This is a genomic window from Fibrobacter sp. UWB16, assembly GCF_900215325.1.
Classification (GTDB): domain Bacteria; phylum Fibrobacterota; class Fibrobacteria; order Fibrobacterales; family Fibrobacteraceae; genus Fibrobacter.
This window is the reverse complement of sequence record NZ_OCMS01000002.1, coordinates 82,329-103,962: the sequence shown is the minus strand read 5'-3', so window position 1 is coordinate 103,962 and position 21,634 is coordinate 82,329. Positions and strand designations below refer to the sequence as shown.

Here is a 21,634-nt window from a genome sequence, read left to right as displayed (position 1 = left end):
ACAAATGTAAACATTTTCTTATTTTTACGCTACATAGCGAGTTTTTGCAACCAAATTCTTGAGCTTTGAGCACCTTGAATTCTGTATAGCAGCCTCGCCATCAAGGAGTTAAAATGAGAAAAATCTTTCAAGCGATTTTCGCGTTAGTTCTTTTATTAACGGTTTCGCTTTTTGCACAAAACATGTGCATCGAACTTTGCACCCCCTGCCAAAACAAAAAAGACCAGACCTGCAAAAAAGTCGATAAGCGTTGCCACTGCGCGGCACTCCTCGACAGCATCAGCGCAGCCCAAGCAAGCAAAGACGCCGCATTTGCAGAAAGCATAAACAAGCTTTCTGACGAATTGCTGCAAACATGCGATGAAACAGTCTGCGCCCGCAATATTTCTTTTGAAAACGGACTATTCAAAGAAATCAAGCAAGGTCCATCGCCCGTTTCTAATGAAACAAAACAATCCCTTTACGAGACCAAGTTCAACAAAACTCAACCTGAAATGTCTCGCATTGAGCCTTTGCCGCCAATGACAGAAGAATGCTCCGGCTTTTGCGGAGATTGCCCTGTCACAGACAAAATGCTGAAAGCAAAGCAGCCGAAATTTAAAGACAAATTCTGCAAGAAAATCGAACAATCCTGTAAGTGCATCGATTACGCCATCAACAAGAAGCAACTTGCAGAACAAGCCAAGGCCGACAGTGTCGCAGAATTCGAACGTAAACTGCAGCGCATCGAAAACGCAACTGCACTAGCCAAGCAAATTCAGGAACACAGTATCAACGATTCCGCATGTACACTCACCGTCGTTTTTGCCAACAGCGAAATGATGGCGCTAGACATTCAAAAAGCAAAAGAAATTGTCAAAGAAAAAAGGTCAGAGCCAGCAACCACAGTAAAAGAAAATATTGCAGAAGAGCAACCCACCCAATTCCAAAAAACATCTAAATCCACAACAGAAAACGAAAAAGAAGATGTATGGGCATCATATTCACAAAAAAGCATAGCTTTCCAAGAAGACAATCCAAGTTCCACTAATAAGGAAATCAAAACAGACAAAGCCAAAAATTCGTTCTTTGGAATATCACTTGCATTTGCAAGCCTTACAACCAGCGCTTTCTATGGGAAACCGCTACAAGATCTCGACGGCTATTTCGAATTTGGGGCAAACCTTGGTTTTTTCCACAGAATTTATTTTAACCGGATTGTTTCATTTAATTACGGATTAAACGCAGAATTCCATCACGGATGGTACTGCGGCTTCGTTAATTTCAGTACAATATTGGCAGAAATTCCACTAGGTTTCCGCTTTGGTATTATTCCTTTGGGTACTTCCCAAGTATCACTTTTCCTCAGTGCCAATTTCCATATCCGCAAGCCTATTTATCAATGGTATGATTTTGATATTGGAAGCAATTATTGGGATGACTATAGTGATAGTGATTTCGCATCTTTTTCCGATTGGGAATTTATCAACCTTTTGGGCTTTGGTATCGAAATAACGCGCCATTTTTCACTTGAATTTCAATGGTTCGCTGGAAACTTCCGTATTTACGAAGGGCCATTCGGAACAGATGCCGAACAAAGCTATCTAAATGGCAGCGACAGTTGGCGAATCAAGATAGATTTCGCATTCTAAAAGGATTATAAAATGACACATAAATTTCTTCTACTTTTCATCGCATCATTTCTTTTTGTAGCCTGCGGTGACGAAAGCCCCATGTCGGCCGCAAACAATGAGATTAGTGAAAAAGAAAAGCAACACGAGCAAGAACAGAAAGAACGCGAACAAGAAATACAACGACAAAAAGAAGCTTGCTATTATGGGACAAGCAACAATTCCGCATCCTGGTGCTGCTCCAATTACGGCTATCAGTGCAACACAACAAAAAGTTCTTCTTCCGCAAAGAGTTCGTCATCTGCAAAGAGCTCGTCTAGCCACACATATTCAAGTTCTTCAAGAAAATATTCTTCATCCAGCACCATAAACTACTATTACTCTAGCTCATCAAAGACATCCTCTAATACAAAAAAATCATACCTTACCCAAAGCAAAAATCTGAAACTCACGCTGACTTATTTCAAGCAAGAAACGCCAGATTGGGACAACACGCTAAGCATGAAAAACTATGCAGATGCTGACCCTCGCATTTCTTTCAAGATTCAATTTCGAAAAAATGACGGTACTAGAGATTCTGTAATGACAGAGAATCTGCTAGAAAAACAAGACACCGGAGAATGGGAAGGACGCATCGATTTCACAACGACAGTTCCTATATACACAGACTCAATCTACGTCTTTCCTAGGATTACAGACGCCGATCTTTTAATAAACGATGATTATTCATCAGGCTACGGCTACGGAGTACATAGCATCGGATATATTAAAGATTACGAAGTTTGGGATCAAACTGATGAAGAAAACAAGCAATGCACCCTCAAATGGGAATGGTACTTGTACTAAAAAGCGCAATTATTATCAAGAGAAAAGGTGGCCAGCGAGCCACCTTTTTTGCATTAATTCTGAAGCAACTCCTAGATGCTCTTCCCATCGCTGAAGGCGTTGCCGACGCGGCGTTCCATCACGTAGTAGCCGTGGCCTGCGGAATCGTAGCAAACCGGGGCAAGCTTCTCGACGGAGAGCTTTCCGTCTTGATCAAGCACGGATTCGTCGGCAGTGACGTTCACGATTTCGCCGAGCAGGAGTTCCGATTCTTCATCGTAGCTCACGAGCTTGCATTCGAGCGCTAGCGGCAATTCAGCAACAAGCGGTGCATCGACATTTTCACTCTTAACAGACGTAAAGCCAGCCTTTGCAAATTTATCAGCCACGCGATTACCACTGGTAATACCCAAATAGTCAATCGCCTTGATGTGGTCAGCCGTTGCCATGCTCACGGTAAAAGATTTGCGAGCAAGAATATTCGGGATGGTCTTATGAGTCTTGGCCACGTAAATTGCAACCTGGTTGTTGTCGCTGATAGAACCCCAAGCGGCCACCATGGCATTTGCCGAGCCATCCTCGTTATAGGTGGCGATGACCAAAGTCGGCTGCGGGTACAGATAAGTTTTTACTCCGAGATTTTTGCGCATAGACGCTCCTTTTTTTTCTTGAATTATAAAATTTTAACGACGGTCAAGATAGACCCTTGCGCCGTTCAGCTTGTAAAACTTCAATAGTTTTTGCGGATTCTTGTTGGGATTGCGCGACTTTTTAAGCCCGACAGTCTGCGATTTCCACTTTTCTAGCGAATCTAGCCCAGCGCTCCCAAGAACAGCCAAATCATAACCGATGACATTCACAGCACCCGAAGCACGCGCTGTATCCAGTTGCGCCGAAATTCGCGCACTATCCGCAAGTGCTTTAGAATCATCAGTGCGGAACAATTCCGCATCGACCCAAAATTCAATTCCATATTTTGCACAAGCTTGGGCCACCACACGTTCGTATTTTCCGACTGTCGCAATATCTGCATGAGCCTTCCCTGCATCACTTGCCCCAATACCATCTTGAACAGCAATCACATCAGGCTTGAAACCCGCAGCAAAAAGTTTCTCGAAAAACAATTGCAATTTTTCGGGAGATTCCAAATTCTGATTGTAGAATGGAGCCGTCATAACCTTCCAACCAATCGCCTTCGCAGCATCCACAATTGGTTTCAAAAAATGAGTCACTAGCGATTCTGCAGTCGCATCTTCGCGGAGTCCATCCCAATAATAGAGCGCAATTTCTTGCGGGATATACACTCCATCAATTACATTCTCACGTCCATACAATTCATAAAGTTCATTTAAAACGCGAACGTTTCTCGCACACAAAGTATCAAGTTGTGTAACCGTCGGAGGTAAAAACCAATCTTCACCATTGTAATAAAGTCCAAGCCAAATTTTGGTTCCTGCAATTTTTGCAGCCTCTATACTCTTCGGGAAAAGCTGATTATTTTTGTACTGCGTATTCTGCAAAAAATCGAGTTGTGATGGGTAATACAAATGAGTCGCTTCAACTGCAGCATATTGCAATACGACATATTCCATTCCGAGTGATTGCAAACGCTGGTGCATGAGAGTCAAGGAATCCTGTGACTGGTACGCCGTCGTCCAACCCGCATCAAATACACCATTAAGCCCCGTCGCATAAGCACCGTTATTTGTAAACAAAGAAATACAGCACAAAAATGTGACAGAAGCATAGTGCAAAATATGACACAATCTAGACATACTTAAAATATAACATCGTTTCCTTTTATTCGTAAAAAACATTTATCCATATTAGGCTTTTGAACGTTGGTTTTGGCCACATGGATTGTGCTAGTTTAATAAAAAAAAGGAGTATATCATGAAAAACAAAATCTTTTTAACAGCGGTAATCGCATCCGCTTTTATGTTCATCAACTGCAGCGATAATACAAACAAAGAAACCACAGAAATCTCAGAAGATGATGAAACTAGAGTCGAAACGGTTATGACCGTTTTTCCATCAACAACACCCGAACACAAATACAAAAGCAAAGGATCGCCCAAAGCACCAGACAATAGAGGAGCGGTAAAATATTTGGCAGCATCGTCAAAGCCGTCACCTTCTTTTTCAACGGCGGATGTCAAATTCACAAAGGATATTAGCAAAGTCTTAAAAACCGTAGATGGCTTACACACAACCGGTAAAACGGTTCTTGGGGGAAGACGCGGGAAATCTGCGGGCTTTTCCGAAAGTGCCGCAGGTTCAGCAGGAGTTAGCGATGGTTTGGCAGGACTGCTCGGAGGTTCCGCATCCATGCTCGCCACGGGCGCTTCAAAAACGTACGCCAAGAGATCATCAGCTCTAGCTAAAGCGCCATCAAGGACACATTCAGAGCGTTCATCATCAAAAACGGTATACCTCGCTTCCGATAGCGACGAAAGCAGTTCTTGGGACGATGATGAACCAGCCTCAAGGAGAAAAAGAAAAGCAAGGCGTTCGGACGAAGAATCTTCAGGATTGCTCACGGCTGGTGAATGGAACGATTTGGAACATTGGAAATTCTGGACCAACATCATCAACGACAATGATTACAGTGGAAAGATGAGCTACTGGAAATTCTACCCCCAGCAACTCGTTGCCGTAAAAGTGGTGGATAAAAACGAATTCGGCATCGCAAATGTTCCCGTGACACTCCTCAACGGTAGGCAAGTTGAATTTACAACCAAAACAGACAATGATGGATACGCTTACTGCTGGATTAATTTATTCCATGACAAAAACCAAAATCAAAATGACCTTTGGTTAATTGTTGACGGCGTTGTAATCAACGGGCAGCTCAAGGTTTCGTCTAGGGAAAACCGCAAGCTCAATATCAATACCGTTGTAGACAAAGATGCCAAACACCCCAAAACGACGGCAGACATCGCATTCATCGTTGACGCCACAGGTTCTATGAGCGACGAAATCAGATTCCTCAAATCCGATCTCAATTACATTATCGACCGCGCAAAATTTGAAAGCAATATTGGTTTACGCACAGCAGCCCTGTTCTATCGCGACATAGGCGATTCCTACCTCACGCGCCACGACGACTTCACTGATAACGTTGCAAGGACCCAGGAATTCGTCTCACGCCAAAGCGCAAACGGCGGCGGCGACTACCCCGAAGCCGTTCACACAGCGCTTGAAGCCTCGCTGGAAAAACTCTCTTGGGACGAAGCAGCCCGCGCGCGCATCGCATTTCTCATCCTTGACGCCCCCGCCCACTACGAAGAAGACATCATCAAAAGCCTCCAGAACTCTATCCGCCTCTTCGCCAAAAAAGGCATCAAGCTTATCCCTGTAGCGGCAAGCGGTGTAGACAAAGAAACTGAATTTATGTTGAGATTCTTCGACTTGGCGACAGGCGGCACATACGTATTCCTCACCGACGATAGCGGCATCGGCAATTCACACATCAAGGCAACCGTTGGCAATTACCAAGTGGAAAGCCTCGCCGAACTGATGATCAGACTCATCAAGAAATACGTGGATTAACGCAAAAAATCATTCTCAAAAAAATTGCCTAAAATAGGTAACCTATTTTAGGCAATTTTCAAATATTTTCCCCATCCCTACCCTTTGTACTTTATCACAAGCATGGTAAGGTCGTCGCTCTGCTCTGCGCCATTCACAAATTTGGAAAAGGCTTGCGACATGGTATCCAGCAATTGCTGCGGTCCCGCAAATGCGGAGAGTTCACTATTGCCTCCAGTTTTTCCACCGCCACAAATCGTTTCTTCAACGCGCTTCAATCCAAACAGCTTTCCATTTGCATTCATCGCTTCGGTAAGACCATCCGTATAAAGCAAAATCATATCGCCCGCAGCGATGACCGATTCCTGGATATTGTATTTTTTTTCTTCCATGACCCCGATAGGGATATTTGCGGTAACATCGAGATATCGCATATTACGTCCAGTAATGATAATGGGCTTTTCATGGCCGGCATTGCAGTAGCTCAGGCGCCCCGTTGCAAGGTCTAGCACACCAACAAAAAGCGTTGCAAACATTCCCGTCGTATTTCCACGACTGGCCATCGTGTTCATTCCCATCACAATGTGAGATGGATTATCGACTTTAGTTGCAATCGTGCGGAACACGGCCTGTGTCATCGACATGACAAGTGCCGCGGGGATTCCCTTTCCGCAAACATCACCGATATTGAAGAATAGCTTTCCATCACGCACAAAATAATCATAAAAATCGCCGCCCACCTGTTTTGCCGGGACCTGACTACCAACGATATTCAGGAATTCGCTTTCGGGCAGCGGTGGCGGAAGCATCGCCGTCTGGATCGCATTTGCAATGCCAAGTTCCCTGTTAATCAGGTCTTTTTCGGCACTGACTTTGCTTAACTTACGGACGCTGATGATGCTGCGGTACATGATAAAGCCAAGCACAAAGAGGCCGACAAGCTGAAGAATGATGACAGGGATGAGCGAGCGCTGCTGGTTATCGTACAGCTGCACAGCCATCGAAGAGAGTTCACGCATCGGAACATCGGCGCCAATAACGGCAACGACACGTCCTTGAGCATCGTGAACAGGCCGCGAGAATGTAGACATCAGCGCCACGTAATAGCGGCTCATGTACGGTTCGCTCCAGGAACCGTTGCCATGCAAGCCCTCGCGGTACCAAGTGCGTTCCGTATAGTCAAACCCAATAACGGTGTCCTTAATTTCGTTGGTTGCATCGTCCCTAAACGTAAAATACCCATCGCGAAGGCCATCACTCCCCACACGATAGGCAAAATCGACGCCGACAATTTCAGGATGGTTCGCAACCACTCGTTGCAACGCCATATGCAATGAATCTTGCTGTTGTGTATCGATAAAACGTTCAACTTCGGGCAGAACAGCCGCAATAGCAGCCTCGGCAATTTCCTTGACTTCAAAGGTCCGGTTCGCAGAAGTAAGGTCTTGCTTAGCCATTTCCTTAATTTGGGCGGTAATGGCTCGGCGTGTAGAAATGTACTGCACAGCGGTCGTCAATTCGAGCAACAATGCAGCAACGACGAGGACCGTTACGCTCCGGATTTTTGTATGGCGGGATGTGTTCATAATACTGCGCCCCTCAACATGCTAATCTTGTAGTTTTATAATATATCTTATTTAGGGAAAAATTGTAATTTGGGTCCCAATTTTTATTATAAATGCTGATTTAGAACACACTTTTTGGCCCCAAAACGCCATTTTTACGATTTTTTAAGCTAGTCCAAAAGTCCGCCATTTTGCCGCTGATAGACGAAATAATAGAGCAAACTCCAGGCGCCCCACACGACGCAAAGCGCCATACCAATATAACCCACCGCATAAACAGCGGAGGCAATTTCATCGCATTTCAAAAGCAAGCCCGTTTCGGAGAGGATAAAATTCCAGTCGTGGAACCCGTAAGGGGCTTCGGCACCGGTACCGCCACTGATAAGCATAAGCTTCATCGGGAGAGCATCTTCGATGTAAGGTGCGACATCAATCAAATTTTCGAAAGCCCACCAAAGCGCAATGGAGGCTCCGAACAAATCGCGGGGCTTAACCCACAGCGCAAAGCAGAACACGAGCGGCATAATTGTCTGAAACAGCGAACCACCAAGCGATGTAATCACTTCGCTCCCAAAAATTCGAAAAACAATGTGACCAGTTTCGTGGACGGGCAAGTTCAAGTTGTGCAAGAATTGGGCAATCCAAGATTCATAGCCACCAGCAAACGCCTGCAAAGTAAAGAACGCCATCGCAAACAACAGAACGACGCGGGCCGCGAAAAAATTATTGCGTCCAAGCGGTTTGGGCAGCAAAAAGAACTGCACCCAAGCAGGCCATTCATCTGGCTCGTTCAACCAATCCAGAATTCGGGCAAGTAACGGTTTCTTTTTATGCGGAACAAAGGTCATAAATGTAACGTTAGTAAGATTTGTCGCAAGATGTGCCGCGATTATAACAAGATGCGCCGCAGGTCGCTATTCGCCGTAAATTTCTGGCGACTGGCTGTAGAATCGACGGTGCGTGAAGCTATACCAGAGATTCGGATTTTCGCGGATGCGCTCTTCGAGCCACTTGTTGAATTGCGTGTTGACGACGCTCGATTGCGAAGGAGACGGCGCGGGGGATGCGACCTGCGGGCCTTCCACCTCGATGGCGTGGAGCACGCGAACTTTTTTCGAAGAAGCGCCTTTCGTAGAAGTTCCTTTCGGAGATGCGCCGAGCTCTTCCATCCAGCAGATAAACACGGGTGTTTGCGGACGATGCTTGAGCAAAAAGTCCGGCAGCGGATTCATGTTCACCGGTTGCCCCAGGAGCGTTCCCGAAAGTGCGCTCGGGATACGGGAATCCTGGTCGGAGAGCAAACAGAAAAGATTGCCTTCGTTCAAGATGCGTATAAAGTCGCGAGGCGTCCGGGCATCTACTGAATAACTCCGGCCATCGACCGCACGGATTTTGCGTTCAAGAATGTTATTAAGCCACTTGGGCTTCACGGGTATATAACTTGCGACAAGCGGAATTCCAAGCCGGCAAAGCCACGGCCCCATCGCTTCATAATTGCCGTAATGCGCCGTCAAAAAGATTCCACCGCTCCGCATTTTTTCGAGCATTGGCATAGAACCTTCTGCAATGTCAAAAGTCCAGCCATCAACGCAACACGGGTAAGCAGAAAAATCACGCGGCAACTTTTTGAAAGTGCCAAAGCAGAACAAAAGTTCACTCGCATGACGCGTCAAATTCTTCAAGAGGGCTGCGTAATTTAAGGCTTCCGACGAAATTCCGCGCGACGGAACTGCGCCCGCCACGTGTTTTGCATTCGCCAAAACAGTTTTACGCTTCCAGCCAGCAAGCCGAAGCACCGCATAAGCACCCCACGCAAAAACCGCCGCCGCTATTTTACCAAAGAAAGCCATTACGGATTAAAGATACGAAAATCGAACAAACAATAACGAAACAATTTGTACTTTGAATAGGCTTTATTTCTAAATTACCTACTAGAGGTTATTATGATTTGCAATAATACGCAAAGCGCATTCTTTCTAGACGAGCCAGAGAACGTCCGACGCGGCAGAAGCGCCATTATATGGTCTTTCATATTCCTTGTTTTTACAATAATTGCTTGGGATTCCATCGAAGTCTTAATCCAATTGCTCAAAAATTACACAAAAGGATCCTTTACTACTATAGAATCCTTTGCTTTTTGTTTTTCCAGTCTCGCTATAGCATTCTTTCTCATAGTCTTTCTTTTATACGCCTACAAATTCAGTATATGGATTTACTACGCCGTAAAGGAACAGAACCAATACACCACCACTGAGCTCACCCCACTAAAAGCGGTCTTACTCGGTATCGTATTAGGTCCTTTCATTGACGCATATATTTTCAAGGACTTGTTCCATAAGCAAAACGCGACGCTCGAGAAATACGGGATTAAACCGGCCGTTCTTCCAGAATGGATTTTCGCATTCATCATAGTCACTACGTTTCTCTCAATCCCAGCGTGCCTCTCGTCCTTATTCTTCCCCGGAAGACTCGCCCTAGTTGTATTGATCACCGTGATTTTCGCCTCATACATAAAAGTTATGCAGGTCATCATAGCAAACGGGCGTTCGTTACAACAAAAGCGATTCGACGACTTACTAGACCGCAAAGTGGAAGAAATCTTAAAACAACGCGAAAATTCCTAATCTTCTTTTACTACTATTATACATACTATGAGTGAAAATTGCCTTTTCTGTAAAATCATCAAGGGTGAAATCCCTTCCAAGAAAATCTACGAAGACGACGATGTGTTCGCCTTCTACGACATCGCCCCGCAGGCACCGGTACACTTTTTGGTCGTGCCGAAGCGCCACATCGCAACCATCATGGACATGAAGCCGGAAGATTGCGAACTCGTGGGCAAAATGCTTTACCGCGCACAGCTCATCGCGAAAGACCTCGGCCTCGAAGAAGGCGGCGCACGCTTTGTGTTCAACTGCAAGGCTGATGCCGGTCAGACGGTGTTTCACATCCACCTGCACGTCGTTGGCGGACAGGAAATGGGCTGGCCTCCGTTCCCGGCGAAGTAGTGATTAAAACTCGCGCTATAGTTCTGCACCGCTTTCCGTACAGCGATTCTAGCTTTATCGTCAAGGCGCTTACGGAAGAAAGCGGGATTGTCTCGTTTATCGTGAAGGGCGGAAAGAAAAAGGAATCTCCGTTCCGTGGGGCCCTTGATCCGCTCGCGTTAAGCGAAGTCGTTTTTCGCCAAAATCCGAATACCGATTTGCAGTTCATCAAGGAAGCAACGCTTTTGGACTGGCGTAAGAACTTGCGCAACGATTTACTCAGCACAGCGAAAGCGCAGGTCATGACCGAAATGATTTTGCGCTACGCCCCGCAAGGCGTCCCCCTGCAAGAAGAATTTGAACGCCTAGAGCAAGCCATCCGCGAATTCGATTCCGATTCACCGCAAGATTCGCCGAATTCAGAAAACGCCGCGCACTCGTCAACATCGAGTGTTCCTGACAAGTCGCGTATTTTTGCACAGTGGCTCCTGGACACTTGCGATATGTGGGGCTACAATCTAGACCTCACCACTTGCAGTCGCTGCGGTAAAACGCTCGACAAACCTGCCGCAGACTTTTTCCCCGAAACAGGCGGATTCGTATGCCAAGCATGCCTCGGCATCGAGCACCCGCGCGCACGACCAGAAACACTCAATGGGCTTTGGGCGTTACAAACTGGCGACAAAATCGAGCATCCCGAATTCACCGAGAACGCACTCCTCACCTACCTGCGCCACCACATCGGATTCTTGAAAGAGATCCATTCTATCAAATTCCTGAACGAAACCAGAAAGCTTTTTGATCAGTAGCCAATAGTCATTAGCGATTAACCAAAACCAATGACTAACAACCAACAACTAGCTACTAAATAGCCATAACTTTACACTATTTGTATATTTGCCCCTAGTTGAAAAGTTTAAGTGAAGAGGTCATCATGTTAACTCCAGAAGATATCAAGGCGAAAAAATCCAAGAACGAAATGATTTCCATGATCACCGCTTACGACTTCGCCTTCGCAAAAATGGCAGAAGCCGCCGGAATTGACCAGATTCTCGTGGGCGACAGCCTCGCAAACACCATGCTCGGTTACAAGAGCACACGTGAAGTCGGCATGACCGAAATGCTCATCTTTGCTGCAGCCGTTTGCCGTGGCGCCCCGAACACGCATGTCATTGGCGACATGCCCTACATGAGCGACAAGGATCCGCAAACCGCTTACGATAACGCCCGTCGCTTTTTGGATGTAGGTTGCTCTAGCATCAAGCTCGAAGGCACTCCCGAAGGCGTCATTGAATTTTTGCGCAGCAAGGACATTCCCGTTTGCGCCCACCTCGGACTTTTACCGCAGACCGCCGAAAACTTCAAGCAGAAAGGCAAAACCGAAGAAGAAGCACGCGCCATTGAAGAGGCGGCAAAGTTCGTCGACGGTCTCGGATGCTTCGAAATGGTTCTCGAGCATATTCCCGAAGAACTTGGTGCAAAAATCACAAAAGAAGTCTCCGCACCGACAATCGGCATTGGCGGAGGCAAGTTCACAGACGGTCATGTTCTCGTGATGCACGATGCTCTCGGCATGCATCCGAACAAGATTCCGCCGTTCGCCACAAAGTTCGTAGACATGTATTCCGTTGGTGTTCAAGGAGTTAAGAAATACATTGAAAGCGTCAAGGCAAGAGCTTAACTAAAAATATTTAGTTCTAAATTTAAGATAAGCTAACATAGTTTTCATTTAGCAAATCGATCTCGCAAGAGGTCGATTTTATTTTACTCAAAATTGTTGACGATAACATTTTTCTATCAAGCGAACGCTATAACAAAATTTTTCAAAAAAATTTCAAAAAAATTTTAAATATCTGTTGATTATTTGTGAAAAAGAAGTTATTTTTCAGGTATCAACAAATAAATAACAAAAAAGGAAGAAAAAAAATGGCTACAAAAACTGTTGCAAAGAAACCCGCCGCTGCAAAGAAGCCCGCTGCTGCTAAGAAGCCGGCCGCCGCTAAGAAGCCCGCTGCCGCTAAGAAGCCGGCCGCCGCTAAGAAGCCTGCTGCTGCTAAGAAGCCGGCTGCCGCTAAGAAGCCCGCTGCCGCTAAGAAGCCGGCCGCTGCTAAGAAGCCCGCTGCCGCCAAGAAGCCGGCCGCTGCTAAGAAGCCGGCCGCTGCTAAGAAGCCCGCTGCCGCTAAGAAGCCCGCTGCCGCTAAGAAGCCCGCTGCTGCTAAGAAGCCGGCCGCTGCCAAGAAGCCCGCCGCTGCTAAGAAGCCGACTGCCGCTAAGAAGCCGGCCGCCAAGAAGTAATCTTCTTTTTGACCCAACGATTTTGACCCGCAGACCTCTGCGGGTCTTTTTTTATATTGGCGCCACGCCCCACGTTTACTATTTTTGTTAGCATGATTTCAGAAAATGATTTGACCAATTCGCAGAACATTCCCTTTGAAGAACGCATCGCCCGCATCGAAAAGATGATTGAAGCCGAAGCAGAACCGAAAGCATTCGAACTCGGACTTTTGCTCGCTCTCAAGATGGGCCAGGAAATCCGCGAAAAGAAACCGCTCGGCAGCACGACTGGCGACATCGTCGCCGCATGGAGTTCCAAGTACCCGGAATCCGTCGTCGAAGAAGTAATCGCTCACGCCAAGCAGTTCCTCACAAATCCAGGCGCCCTCGCCGAAAAGATGAAGAACATCATGCTGAAAAAGATGAATAAGCAAGAAGAAAAAACGGACGAGGCCGAAAGTGGAAAATAAACTCCAGGCAACCATCGACATCGGGAGTCACAGCTGCATTTTGCTAATCGCAGCGTTCGAAGACGCACCTGCCGCAGCTCCCGCTGAATCTGCGAATCTCGAAAAAGTCGAGACGCCCGCAGAGGCGCCCGCAAATTCCGAGACGCCAGCCGAATCAAGTGAAGCGCCAGTAGCACCGCGCAAGATTCTCGTGCCGAAACTCCAGAAGGTCGAAGTCTGCCGCCTCGGCGAAGACATTTACGAACACGGGAAAATCACGCCCGAACGCATCCAGGAACTCGTCAACATCATGACCAAGTTCCGCATGGACTTGCACGCCCTCGGCGCAGACCTCAAGGCAGTCGCCATGACCGAAGCCATGCGCAAGGCCACAAACCCAGACGAAGTGATCGAAGCTGTCGAAAAAGCAGTATGGGTCAAGCCGCGCGTCATTACCGGCGAAGAAGAAGGCAAGCTCACCTACCGCTCCGTCAAGGAATGGCACGGCGAAGGAAACGTCACGATTGACATCGGTGGCGGATCCACAGAACTCAGCAACGGCGAAACGACTTTCTCGATTCCCGTTGGTGCGCTCAAGATGTTCAAGGCAATGGGCCCGATTCCTGGTCCGGAATACAAGAAGTTTATCAAGGAAACATTCAAGGATTTGTCCTTCAAGGGCATGACGAAAAAGCCAGTCTACCTTATCGGTGGTACAGGCACCGCACTTGCGATGGTCTTCTTGAACAGCCAAACGTTTGACTACAAGGCGATTGAAGGTCTCGAAATGACCCTCGCCGACCTTGAAGCGGTCACCACGCGCATCACGAACCTTTCGAAAGAACTCCGCGCAATGCTCCCGGGACTTGGAAACGGACGCCATGAAGTTATCATTTGCGGTTTGTTCTGGTTGCGTTCGCTCCTCGAAAAGCTCCGTGTAGAAACGTTCAAAATCAGTACGGCAGGGCTCCGCTTCGGACTCCTCTACCCGCCTGAAAAAGAACCAGAACAAAAGCCGAAGAAGCGCCCGGCATTCCTAAAGAAAAATGAAAATTCCACAGAGAAGGAGATTCCCGAACAGGTCGGGGATGACAAATAAAGGAGATGCTTGATGGATCCTATCGCCTCTACGAGGCTCCAGGATGACAGAGCAAAAAGATTATGCGTATAAACAAGTACATTTCTCTCAGTGGTTTTGCTAGCCGCCGTGCCGCAGACGAACTCGTCGCTGACGGTCGCGTACAGGTGAACGGAGAAACGATCTCTGACCTCGGCCATCAAGTGGACGAAACCAAGGACCAGGTGACGGTTGACGGAAAGTTGCTGAAGCTCCCGACAAACAAGAAAACAAAAGTCATCATGCTCCACAAGCCGGCTGGTTGCGTTTGCACCAAGGACGACCCGCAGGGCCGCCGCACGGTTTACGATTACTTGCCGCCGGGATACCATAATTTCAAGTACGTCGGACGACTCGACTTGCAGAGCCGTGGTCTTTTGCTTTTCACCGACGACGGCGAATTGCTTTACCGCCTCACGCACCCGAGTTTTGAAGTGCCGCGCAGCTACTACGTGTGGACCACTCGCCCGCTCAGCGAATCTGCCGCCCAGCGCTTGGTCGATGGCGTAGACATCCGCGACCCGGAAGATCCGGACGCACGGGAAGAAATCGCTTTCGCCACAGACGTCTACCTCGAAAACGGATTTGCAGAACTTGTGCTTATCGAAGGCAAGAACCGTGAAATCCGCCGCATGATGCGAGCCATCGGTTACGAAATCCGCGACCTCAAGCGCGTAAGCTACTGCCAAATTCAGCTCGGCGACTTGCCCGCAGGCGAATTCCGCGAACTCACGCCCAACGAGCTCAACAAGTTAAGACAAGCTGTACACTTGTAGGCGATTGATGAAACGAACTTTATATATCGGTGATGTTCATGGTTGCGCAGACGAACTCTCTGCGGTTATCGACCAATTCGGCTTTGTACGTGGTAGCGATACCATTTACCAGACCGGCGATATCATCAACAAAGGTCCCGACATGATGCGCGCCATGCGCATTGTCGAGGAACTTGGCATTCTGACCGTCCGCGGGAATCACGAAGAACATCTCATCCGCATGATGGAAACGCCCAAGAGCAACTGGACCGAAAAGCAGAAGAAGCGCTTCAAGGCGCTCTCGCTCGACGAATGGGTTTACATCCGCGATACCGTGAAGAACTGGCCGCTCTGGCGCGACACACCGCACGCCCTCCTCGTGCACGCAGGCCTTGAACCAGGCAAGACGCGTCTCGAAGACATGAGCCCCGAAGTGCTCCTTTCCATCCGCTACTGGAATGACAAGCCCTGGTTTGAACAGATCAAGTGGAACAAGCTCGTCATCTTTGGACATTGGGCCAAGATGGGCTTCGTGAACATTCCCGGATTTATCGGTCTCGATTCCGGATGCGTCTACGGCAAGGCACTCACCGCTTGGTGCCCCGAAGAAGACAAGTTCTATAGCGTTCCCGCCCTCCGCGAATACACGCCCGTCAAGGACAAGGCAAAAGAATCCGAAGCTGCCCCCTGCAAAGTGCTCGGCGACAACTCCCCCGATTCCGTGCCACCCAAGACGTTCGACGAAATTAAGGAACGGATTGCAAGTGGCGACATCGCCTGCAAGGAAGAGACTCCCGAAGAATCGAACATCCGCAAGGCAAGCCCCTCCATCAGCGCTGAATGGGCCGGGTATTAATTTACTATCTTTTAACTAGGCAATAATCTAGGTAACACAATGACAGCAGAAGAACTTTACAATCGTCTCAAGTCCGTCAAGCCGGGCGCAGCCCTTTGCACCTACACCATGGAAAAGGTGGAAAAGATGCTCCCGCTCATCAACGAAATCAACGAGCTCAAGAAAGAACAGGACACCGTTATCCTCGCCCACAGCTATTGCGCTCCTGAAATTCTTTTGGGCGTTGCCGACTTCACGGGCGATAGCTTTAAGCTCAGCAAGGACGCTACTACCGTCCAGCAAAAGACCATTCTCTTCTCTGCCGTGCGTTTCATGGGCGAAACCGCCAAGATTTTGAACCCGCAGAAGGATGTGATTATCCCGGGCCCGCTCACGGGTTGCAGCCTCGCCGATTCCATTACCGGCAAGGACGTCGAAGAACTCCGCAAGCAGAATCCGGACTACACGTTTGTCTGCTACATCAACACGACTGCCGATGTAAAGGCCGCCTGCGACGTCTGCGTGACTAGCGGTAACGTGATGCACATCGTCGAAACGATTCCGTCCGACAAGATTTTCTTTGTTCCGGACGCCCTCATGGGCCAAAACATCATCGATGAGATGAAGCGTCGCGGTGTCAAGAAGGATATCAAGCTCTATAACGGCTGCTGCTACGTTCATGAAAACTACGACCCGGATTTGATCCAGTTCTTCCGTAGCCAAAACCCGAATCTCAAGGTGATTAGCCATCCGGAATGCAACCCGTCTGTCGCCATGCTCAGTGACTACGTCGGAAGCACAGGCCAGATGGTGAGCTACATCAACCAGCAGCCCAAAGACAGCTGCATTTTGCTCCTCACGGAATGCGGCCTCAATGCCCGTATGCACTACGAACACCCCGATATGAACTTTATCGGTAGCTGCTGCATGTGCAAATACATGAAGTCGAACTCGCTCGAAAACATCCTGGAAGCACTCCGCCACCCCGAAAAGGCAGAACACATCTCACTCGACGAAGGTGTACGCGTCAAGGCCAAGAAGTGCATCGACGCCATGTTCAAATACGCCGAATAGTTCGCAGAGCGCGCTACGGTTCACAACAAGCGACCTTAAAATTTATATCTTTGCGTCACTCGGATTGTGGGATGTCAAAATCTCTTGGAGGATAAAAGATGAAGAAAATTTTATTGGCTTTGACCTTGTTGTGTTCCGCCGTATTTGCGCAACCTGAAGACAGCGATTTTTCTTACTGGCCACGTTCCTATTTTGCAAGCATAAGCTTCAGCGTTATCGCAAACCGAGGCGATCTTTTTGACCGCTCTATGGTTTTGAAATACGATTGGATCGAAGAAACCGTTCATTTGCCAAACACCAAGGTTCTCGTTTCTCCTGACTACAGCATTGGCGTAAACATTCGCGAATTTACTTTCTCAGCATCATTCCAGTACTGGTCTATGCTAGGATCCATTCCGTCTCTGCCCGAGCCCATAAACGAGCAGAACATGAAATATTGGCGATTCGGAATTGAAGCGACATACAACTTTTTCTATCCTGAATTTTTCCAGGTGGGTGTCGGCCTCGGTTATTCATTCTCCAAACTAACAACAGAAAATAATGTTTCCAACTACAAGGGGTATTTCAATTCCGAACTGAACGGATCTGCAATAGCCCTTGTTTCTCACATACGTTATTTAATCACAGATAATTTTGGGCTCATCTCTTCTCTACGCGTTTACGAGAACTGGTATAAATCAGTCTATACGAAAAACAGCGGAACAATTGATTTCCACGAAGTAGGCGACAGTTACTATTGGCAGACCTACATAGCAGTTTCCATCGGAGCCATGGTTCAGTTTTAATTAAAAACTAAAGAAGGCACAAAAAATGATAACATTCCTAATTGGTGTTGCAATCCTCATCCTTGGATATTTCACCTACGGCAAGTTCGTTGAACGCGTGTTCGGACCGGATGACCGCAAGACTCCGGCACTCGCAAACCCGGATGGCGTTGACCGCGTCCCGATGCCGCACTGGAAAAACGTTCTCATTCAGCTTTTGAACATTGCAGGCATTGGTCCTGTGATTGGCGTGATTCTCGGCATCAAGTTTGGCGCCATCGTGTTCATTTTGCTCCCGCTCGGAAACGTTCTCGGCGGTGCAGTGCACGACTACTTCAGCGGCATGATCAGCATGCGCAACAACGGTTACAACGTCCCGGCGCTCTCCCGCAAGTTCTTGGGCAAGGGACCGGCAAAACTTGTAATGACGCTCATTTCCGTGGCGCTCATTCTCGTTGGCGCCGTGTTTACCACAACTCCGGCCGCTCTCGTGAACACCCCGATTCTCGTCGGCAGCCACGTCTCGCCGACACTTTTCTGGATTGCCGTTGTCTGCATTTTTGCCTACTACTTCATTAGCACCTTCTTCCCGATTGACAAGATTATCGGCCGCATCTACCCGATTTTCGGCGCCCTCCTGATTCTCGCCTCCCTCGCTATTTTCGTGGGCATCATCCCGAACTTGAACGTCCTCGATGAATTCTGCTTCAACGATATCATGAGCAACTTCCACAAGCATCCGGCAGGCCAGCCGATCATCCCGATGCTCTTCGTGACGATTGCTTGCGGCATCATCAGCGGTTTCCACAGCACGCAAAGCCCGCTCGTTGCCCGTACGGAAGTGACCGAAAAGACCGGTCGCCAGACGTTCTACGGCATGATGATTATTGAAGGTTTGATTGGTATGATCTGGGCTGCAGGTGGCATGTTCATTTACCACCAGATGCCGGAACTTTTGACAGGCGCTTCGGGCGTGAAGGTCTTGAGCGTTCTCGTTTCGACCGTGATTCCTTGGGCTCCGATTTCGATCCTCGTGGTCGTGGGCGTGATTATCCTTGCTATCACGAGCGGCGATACCAGCCTCCGCAGCCTCCGCCTTACCGTTGCAGAACTGACCGGACTTGAACAGACTTCTGTCAAGAACCGCCTCCTCCTTACAGTTCCAATGTTTGCCCTTTGCGCCGTGATTATTTTCTGGAGCAATATGAACCCTGAAGGTTTCAACATTTTGTGGAACTACTTCAGCTGGAGCAACCAGCTCATGGCCGTTTGCAGCCTCTGCGTGGCAACCGTTTATCTCCGCAGCAAAAAGAAGAACTTCTGGATTGCGCTTATCCCGTGCATGTTCATGACGTTCATTACAGCTGATTACATTCTCTGGGTGAGCCCGGAAAACCTCAAGGGCGCTCCGCTTGGCTTTGGTCTCGACTACAAGACAGCTCTCGTGATTGCACTCCACGACGCCGCTATTCTCGGATTCTTCCTCTGTGTTCGTGGCAAGTCGCTCTCCCAGATGGAAGGCTATAATGCCGACCGCTGGAACTCCGATCTTGACGAAAACAAGATTCCGAAAGCTCAGTAAGCAAGCGCTGCCAGCAAATTCAATCAATGCTAGAACCATCCACAACACATAAAGGAGATGCCCGATTAAATCGGGCATGACAGTTGTTGTGGTCATAAAAGGCAGCATAAAATCCATCACGTTCCATAGCCAGCAAAATGGCTTTACCGTGATGCGCCTGAACGATATCGAAAGTAAGAAAGTCGTTGTCGTCACGGGAACTTTTCCCGCTTTGCAACCTGGCGAAACAATCTCTGTAGAAGGCGACTGGGGTTCGCATCCGAAATACGGAAAGCAATTCCAGGCAACTTCTTTTGAATACATCGCCACAGACGATAACGATATCCTTGAATACTTGGCGAGCGGACAATTCCCGGGCGTGGGACAAAAGATTGCCGAACGCATTGTGGAAGCTTTTGGCGATGCAACCGCCGACATTCTCGACAACAATCCAAACAAGTTCCGCGAAGTAAAAATCAAAGGCTTCCCCACCCGCAAGGTGGAAGCTTTTTTGGCACGTTGGCAAGAAGCACGTCACAGCCGCGAAACAATGCTATTCTTGTACAAGCACGAAATTGTCGGCAGTGTGGCAAAGCGCCTTTGGAACAAGTTCGGGCAAGCGACGATTGAACGTATCACGCAAAACCCATACATGCTCTGCGAAGAAGTCTGGGGCATCGGATTTTTAAAAGCTGACGAAATCGCGCAGAAAGTCGGATTCCCGAAAGACAGTCCCGAGCGTTTTCAGGCAGCGTTACTTTACACATTGCAAGAAGCGTCGGTTAGCGATGGACATGTGTTTTTGCCGAAGAACGTGCTCCTGGAACGCACATTCCGCAACTTGCGTTTAATGCAGGACGACGAAGGCGCCATCAACACGCTCCTCGATGAATTCGAAAAAGCAAGCGAATCTGGGCGCATCACGCGCGAAGGCGACGATTGCTATTTTCCGCCGCTCTACAAAGCCGAGCAGCGCATCGCAGACAACATCAAGCTCCGTTTGCGATACAACGAGCTTTCAACGGAAGGCTTCGAAGACGCCCTGGCGCAGTGGGAACGCGAACATAAGTTCAGCTTTGACCCGATCCAAAAACGCGCTATCCAAATGGCGCTCTCGCGAAAGATTTCCATCATCACAGGTGGCCCCGGCACCGGTAAGACAACAATCCTCAAGGGGATTTTGTACCTCGCCCGCCAAATGGAAGAATGCGTAAGCCTCACGGCCCCGACAGGGCGCGCCGCCAAGCGCATGGGCGAATGCTGTGGCGAGAAAGCCCGCACAATCCACCGTCTGCTCGAGGTGGACCCGATTTCGGGCAAGTTCCATCGCGATGGCGACAACAAGCTCCAATGCAATTTGCTCATTGTCGATGAATTCAGTATGGTCGATACGTGGCTTGCCGCCTCGCTCCTCGAAGCGACGCCACTCAACGCGAGAATCGTTCTCGTAGGCGATGCCGACCAGCTCCCCAGCGTGGGAGCTGGCAATGTGCTGAACGACTTGTTGCGTTGCCCCAAGATTCCGAGTACCCGCCTTCAGCACATTTTCCGCCAGGCCGGCGGAAACGACATCGCCGACAAAGCATCTAAAATCAATCAGGGCATTAGCCCCTCGCCCATCGAAGGCACGAACTTCCACTTTTTACCTTACGAGTCGGCCGATGAAGCTAAAGACATCATCGCCCGCCTCGTCACGCGCGGCATCAAGGAAAAAATCGACATTGACACGCAAGAGATGCAACTCCTCACGCCGATGCGCAAAGGACCGCTTGGCATTTACGAACTAAACAACTTCTTGCAAGACCTCCTGAACCCCGGCAAGGAACGCATCAAAATCGCGAGCGGCAACTGGAGTACCGGCGACCGAGTGATGCAAATCCGCAACAACTACGACAAGAACGTGTTCAACGGAGACGTCGGCATCATCTACAAAATCGGGAAAGACACGAAAAAAATCACGGTCTTTTACGATGACAAGACCGTGGATTACGAGCCCGATGAAGCCGATGAACTTATCCTTGCGTACGCCTGCACCATCCACAAAAGCCAGGGCAGCGAATACCCCGCCGTCATCGTCGTGCTAGATTCTAGCCACAGCATCATGCTGCAGCGGAACCTCATCTACACCGCCATCACGCGTGCCAAAGGTCACGTGTGGATTTTGTCTGCACCGGGAGCGTTCTATCAAGCCGTGCGCAACAACCGCAGCACAAGACGATATACAAGACTTACTGAAAAACTGGGTTAGCACAAAGGATGACGAGCCGCAAAATGCGTGGGCATTCCC

General features: G+C 48.5%; 22 protein-coding genes. 16 read left to right on the top strand and 6 right to left on the bottom strand.

Features of this window, described 5'->3' with window-relative positions:
• Nucleotides 1–113: 113 nt before the first annotated feature.
• Together CRN95_RS05850 and CRN95_RS14645 are read left to right on the top strand one after the other, a co-directional pair.
• Nucleotides 114–1,631, top strand: a complete 1,518-nt coding sequence (locus tag CRN95_RS05850; RefSeq protein WP_097020346.1) for a PorT family protein — start codon at nucleotides 114–116, stop codon at nucleotides 1,629–1,631.
• A 12-nt stretch (nucleotides 1,632–1,643) separates the two neighbouring features.
• Complete coding sequence (locus CRN95_RS14645) at nucleotides 1,644–2,456, top strand: hypothetical protein (RefSeq protein WP_145993963.1); 813 nt, start codon at nucleotides 1,644–1,646, stop codon at nucleotides 2,454–2,456.
• Between the two features lie 71 nt (nucleotides 2,457–2,527).
• Here CRN95_RS14645 and CRN95_RS05840 read toward each other — a convergent pair whose 3' ends face one another.
• From CRN95_RS05840 to CRN95_RS15000, 3 genes are all read right to left on the bottom strand, one after another.
• Complete coding sequence (locus tag CRN95_RS05840) at nucleotides 2,528–3,085, bottom strand: flavin reductase family protein (protein ID WP_088639125.1); 558 nt, start codon at nucleotides 3,083–3,085, stop codon at nucleotides 2,528–2,530.
• A gap of 33 nt (nucleotides 3,086–3,118) precedes the next feature.
• Complete coding sequence (locus CRN95_RS05835) at nucleotides 3,119–4,210, bottom strand: DUF4434 domain-containing protein (protein ID WP_159462281.1); 1,092 nt, start codon at nucleotides 4,208–4,210, stop codon at nucleotides 3,119–3,121.
• Nucleotides 4,211–4,300: 90 nt separating this feature from the next.
• Nucleotides 4,301–4,975, bottom strand: a complete 675-nt coding sequence (locus CRN95_RS15000) for a hypothetical protein (protein WP_235002901.1) — start codon at nucleotides 4,973–4,975, stop codon at nucleotides 4,301–4,303.
• On the opposite strand from CRN95_RS15000, the gene CRN95_RS14995 reads away from it, so the two are divergent.
• Nucleotides 4,968–5,987 carry a hypothetical protein gene (locus CRN95_RS14995; protein WP_235002900.1) on the top strand — a complete coding sequence of 340 codons (1,020 nt, stop codon included), beginning with the start codon at nucleotides 4,968–4,970 and terminating at the stop codon, nucleotides 5,985–5,987. The two genes, CRN95_RS15000 and CRN95_RS14995, sit on opposite strands and share 8 nt — an antisense overlap.
• A 77-nt stretch (nucleotides 5,988–6,064) precedes the next feature.
• On the opposite strand, the gene CRN95_RS05825 is transcribed toward CRN95_RS14995, so the two are convergent.
• The 3 genes from CRN95_RS05825 to CRN95_RS05815 all read right to left on the bottom strand — a co-directional run bounded on the left by CRN95_RS05825 (nucleotide 6,065) and on the right by CRN95_RS05815 (nucleotide 9,381).
• Nucleotides 6,065–7,552: a PP2C family protein-serine/threonine phosphatase gene (locus tag CRN95_RS05825; protein ID WP_097020342.1), complete on the bottom strand. Its 1,488-nt coding sequence runs from the start codon at nucleotides 7,550–7,552 to the stop codon at nucleotides 6,065–6,067.
• 149 nt (nucleotides 7,553–7,701) lie between these two features.
• On the bottom strand, nucleotides 7,702–8,379 hold the full coding sequence (locus tag CRN95_RS05820) for a hypothetical protein (protein WP_097020341.1): 678 nt from the start codon (nucleotides 8,377–8,379) through the stop codon (nucleotides 7,702–7,704).
• A 66-nt stretch (nucleotides 8,380–8,445) separates the two neighbouring features.
• A complete protein-coding gene (locus CRN95_RS05815) occupies nucleotides 8,446–9,381 on the bottom strand; it encodes a lysophospholipid acyltransferase family protein (RefSeq protein ID WP_097020340.1) in 936 nt (311 codons plus the stop codon).
• A 93-nt stretch (nucleotides 9,382–9,474) separates the two neighbouring features.
• On the opposite strand from CRN95_RS05815, the gene CRN95_RS14805 reads away from it, so the two are divergent.
• The 13 genes from CRN95_RS14805 to CRN95_RS05750 all read left to right on the top strand — a co-directional run bounded on the left by CRN95_RS14805 (nucleotide 9,475) and on the right by CRN95_RS05750 (nucleotide 21,595).
• On the top strand, nucleotides 9,475–10,155 hold the full coding sequence (locus tag CRN95_RS14805) for a hypothetical protein (RefSeq protein WP_097020339.1): 681 nt from the start codon (nucleotides 9,475–9,477) through the stop codon (nucleotides 10,153–10,155).
• A gap of 27 nt (nucleotides 10,156–10,182) precedes the next feature.
• Nucleotides 10,183–10,539, top strand: a complete 357-nt coding sequence (locus CRN95_RS05805) for a histidine triad nucleotide-binding protein (protein WP_072827496.1) — start codon at nucleotides 10,183–10,185, stop codon at nucleotides 10,537–10,539.
• Nucleotides 10,539–11,327 (top strand): DNA repair protein RecO, encoded by a 789-nt coding sequence (recO, locus tag CRN95_RS05800; protein WP_097020338.1) that lies wholly within the window; start codon nucleotides 10,539–10,541, stop codon nucleotides 11,325–11,327. The genes CRN95_RS05805 and recO overlap by 1 nt, the downstream gene beginning before the upstream one ends.
• Before the next feature lie 125 nt (nucleotides 11,328–11,452).
• A complete protein-coding gene (gene panB / locus CRN95_RS05795; protein ID WP_097020337.1) occupies nucleotides 11,453–12,199 on the top strand; it encodes a 3-methyl-2-oxobutanoate hydroxymethyltransferase in 747 nt (248 codons plus the stop codon).
• 245 nt (nucleotides 12,200–12,444) lie between these two features.
• Nucleotides 12,445–12,813: a histone H1 gene (locus CRN95_RS05790; protein ID WP_088630737.1), complete on the top strand. Its 369-nt coding sequence runs from the start codon at nucleotides 12,445–12,447 to the stop codon at nucleotides 12,811–12,813.
• 92 nt (nucleotides 12,814–12,905) lie between these two features.
• Complete coding sequence (locus tag CRN95_RS05785; RefSeq protein ID WP_088630738.1) at nucleotides 12,906–13,262, top strand: hypothetical protein; 357 nt, start codon at nucleotides 12,906–12,908, stop codon at nucleotides 13,260–13,262.
• Nucleotides 13,252–14,340 carry a phosphatase gene (locus tag CRN95_RS05780; RefSeq protein WP_097020336.1) on the top strand — a complete coding sequence of 363 codons (1,089 nt, stop codon included), beginning with the start codon at nucleotides 13,252–13,254 and terminating at the stop codon, nucleotides 14,338–14,340. Before CRN95_RS05785 ends, CRN95_RS05780 begins: the two co-directional genes overlap by 11 nt.
• A 62-nt stretch (nucleotides 14,341–14,402) precedes the next feature.
• Nucleotides 14,403–15,134, top strand: coding sequence for a pseudouridine synthase (locus CRN95_RS05775; protein WP_073423349.1), 732 nt, complete (start codon nucleotides 14,403–14,405; stop codon nucleotides 15,132–15,134).
• Between the two features lie 7 nt (nucleotides 15,135–15,141).
• On the top strand, nucleotides 15,142–15,969 hold the full coding sequence (locus tag CRN95_RS05770) for a metallophosphoesterase (RefSeq protein WP_097020335.1): 828 nt from the start codon (nucleotides 15,142–15,144) through the stop codon (nucleotides 15,967–15,969).
• A gap of 39 nt (nucleotides 15,970–16,008) precedes the next feature.
• Nucleotides 16,009–17,022 (top strand): quinolinate synthase NadA, encoded by a 1,014-nt coding sequence (nadA, locus tag CRN95_RS05765; RefSeq protein ID WP_088630741.1) that lies wholly within the window; start codon nucleotides 16,009–16,011, stop codon nucleotides 17,020–17,022.
• Between the two features lie 98 nt (nucleotides 17,023–17,120).
• Nucleotides 17,121–17,807: a hypothetical protein gene (locus CRN95_RS05760; protein ID WP_088630742.1), complete on the top strand. Its 687-nt coding sequence runs from the start codon at nucleotides 17,121–17,123 to the stop codon at nucleotides 17,805–17,807.
• Between the two features lie 25 nt (nucleotides 17,808–17,832).
• Nucleotides 17,833–19,368, top strand: a complete 1,536-nt coding sequence (locus tag CRN95_RS05755) for a carbon starvation protein A (protein WP_088630743.1) — start codon at nucleotides 17,833–17,835, stop codon at nucleotides 19,366–19,368.
• A 76-nt stretch (nucleotides 19,369–19,444) separates the two neighbouring features.
• On the top strand, nucleotides 19,445–21,595 hold the full coding sequence (locus tag CRN95_RS05750) for an ATP-dependent RecD-like DNA helicase (RefSeq protein WP_235002899.1): 2,151 nt from the start codon (nucleotides 19,445–19,447) through the stop codon (nucleotides 21,593–21,595).
• The last annotated feature ends 39 nt before the right edge of the window (nucleotides 21,596–21,634 follow it).

Coding starts and splice junctions, on each gene's coding strand:
- nadA (WP_088630741.1), top strand. CDS start 16,009: ATGACAGCAGAAGAACTTTACAATCGTCTCAAGTCCGTCAAGCCGGGC.
- CRN95_RS05840 (WP_088639125.1), bottom strand. CDS start 3,085: ATGCGCAAAAATCTCGGAGTAAAAACTTATCTGTACCCGCAGCCGACT.
- CRN95_RS14805 (WP_097020339.1), top strand. CDS start 9,475: ATGATTTGCAATAATACGCAAAGCGCATTCTTTCTAGACGAGCCAGAG.
- CRN95_RS05815 (WP_097020340.1), bottom strand. CDS start 9,381: ATGGCTTTCTTTGGTAAAATAGCGGCGGCGGTTTTTGCGTGGGGTGCT.
- CRN95_RS05850 (WP_097020346.1), top strand. CDS start 114: ATGAGAAAAATCTTTCAAGCGATTTTCGCGTTAGTTCTTTTATTAACG.
- CRN95_RS05835 (WP_159462281.1), bottom strand. CDS start 4,210: ATGTCTAGATTGTGTCATATTTTGCACTATGCTTCTGTCACATTTTTG.
- CRN95_RS05805 (WP_072827496.1), top strand. CDS start 10,183: ATGAGTGAAAATTGCCTTTTCTGTAAAATCATCAAGGGTGAAATCCCT.
- CRN95_RS05820 (WP_097020341.1), bottom strand. CDS start 8,379: ATGACCTTTGTTCCGCATAAAAAGAAACCGTTACTTGCCCGAATTCTG.
- CRN95_RS05755 (WP_088630743.1), top strand. CDS start 17,833: ATGATAACATTCCTAATTGGTGTTGCAATCCTCATCCTTGGATATTTC.
- CRN95_RS05825 (WP_097020342.1), bottom strand. CDS start 7,552: ATGAACACATCCCGCCATACAAAAATCCGGAGCGTAACGGTCCTCGTC.
- CRN95_RS05750 (WP_235002899.1), top strand. CDS start 19,445: ATGACAGTTGTTGTGGTCATAAAAGGCAGCATAAAATCCATCACGTTC.
- CRN95_RS05760 (WP_088630742.1), top strand. CDS start 17,121: ATGAAGAAAATTTTATTGGCTTTGACCTTGTTGTGTTCCGCCGTATTT.
- CRN95_RS05785 (WP_088630738.1), top strand. CDS start 12,906: ATGATTTCAGAAAATGATTTGACCAATTCGCAGAACATTCCCTTTGAA.
- CRN95_RS05790 (WP_088630737.1), top strand. CDS start 12,445: ATGGCTACAAAAACTGTTGCAAAGAAACCCGCCGCTGCAAAGAAGCCC.
- CRN95_RS05775 (WP_073423349.1), top strand. CDS start 14,403: ATGCGTATAAACAAGTACATTTCTCTCAGTGGTTTTGCTAGCCGCCGT.
- CRN95_RS05770 (WP_097020335.1), top strand. CDS start 15,142: ATGAAACGAACTTTATATATCGGTGATGTTCATGGTTGCGCAGACGAA.
- CRN95_RS14645 (WP_145993963.1), top strand. CDS start 1,644: ATGACACATAAATTTCTTCTACTTTTCATCGCATCATTTCTTTTTGTA.
- panB (WP_097020337.1), top strand. CDS start 11,453: ATGTTAACTCCAGAAGATATCAAGGCGAAAAAATCCAAGAACGAAATG.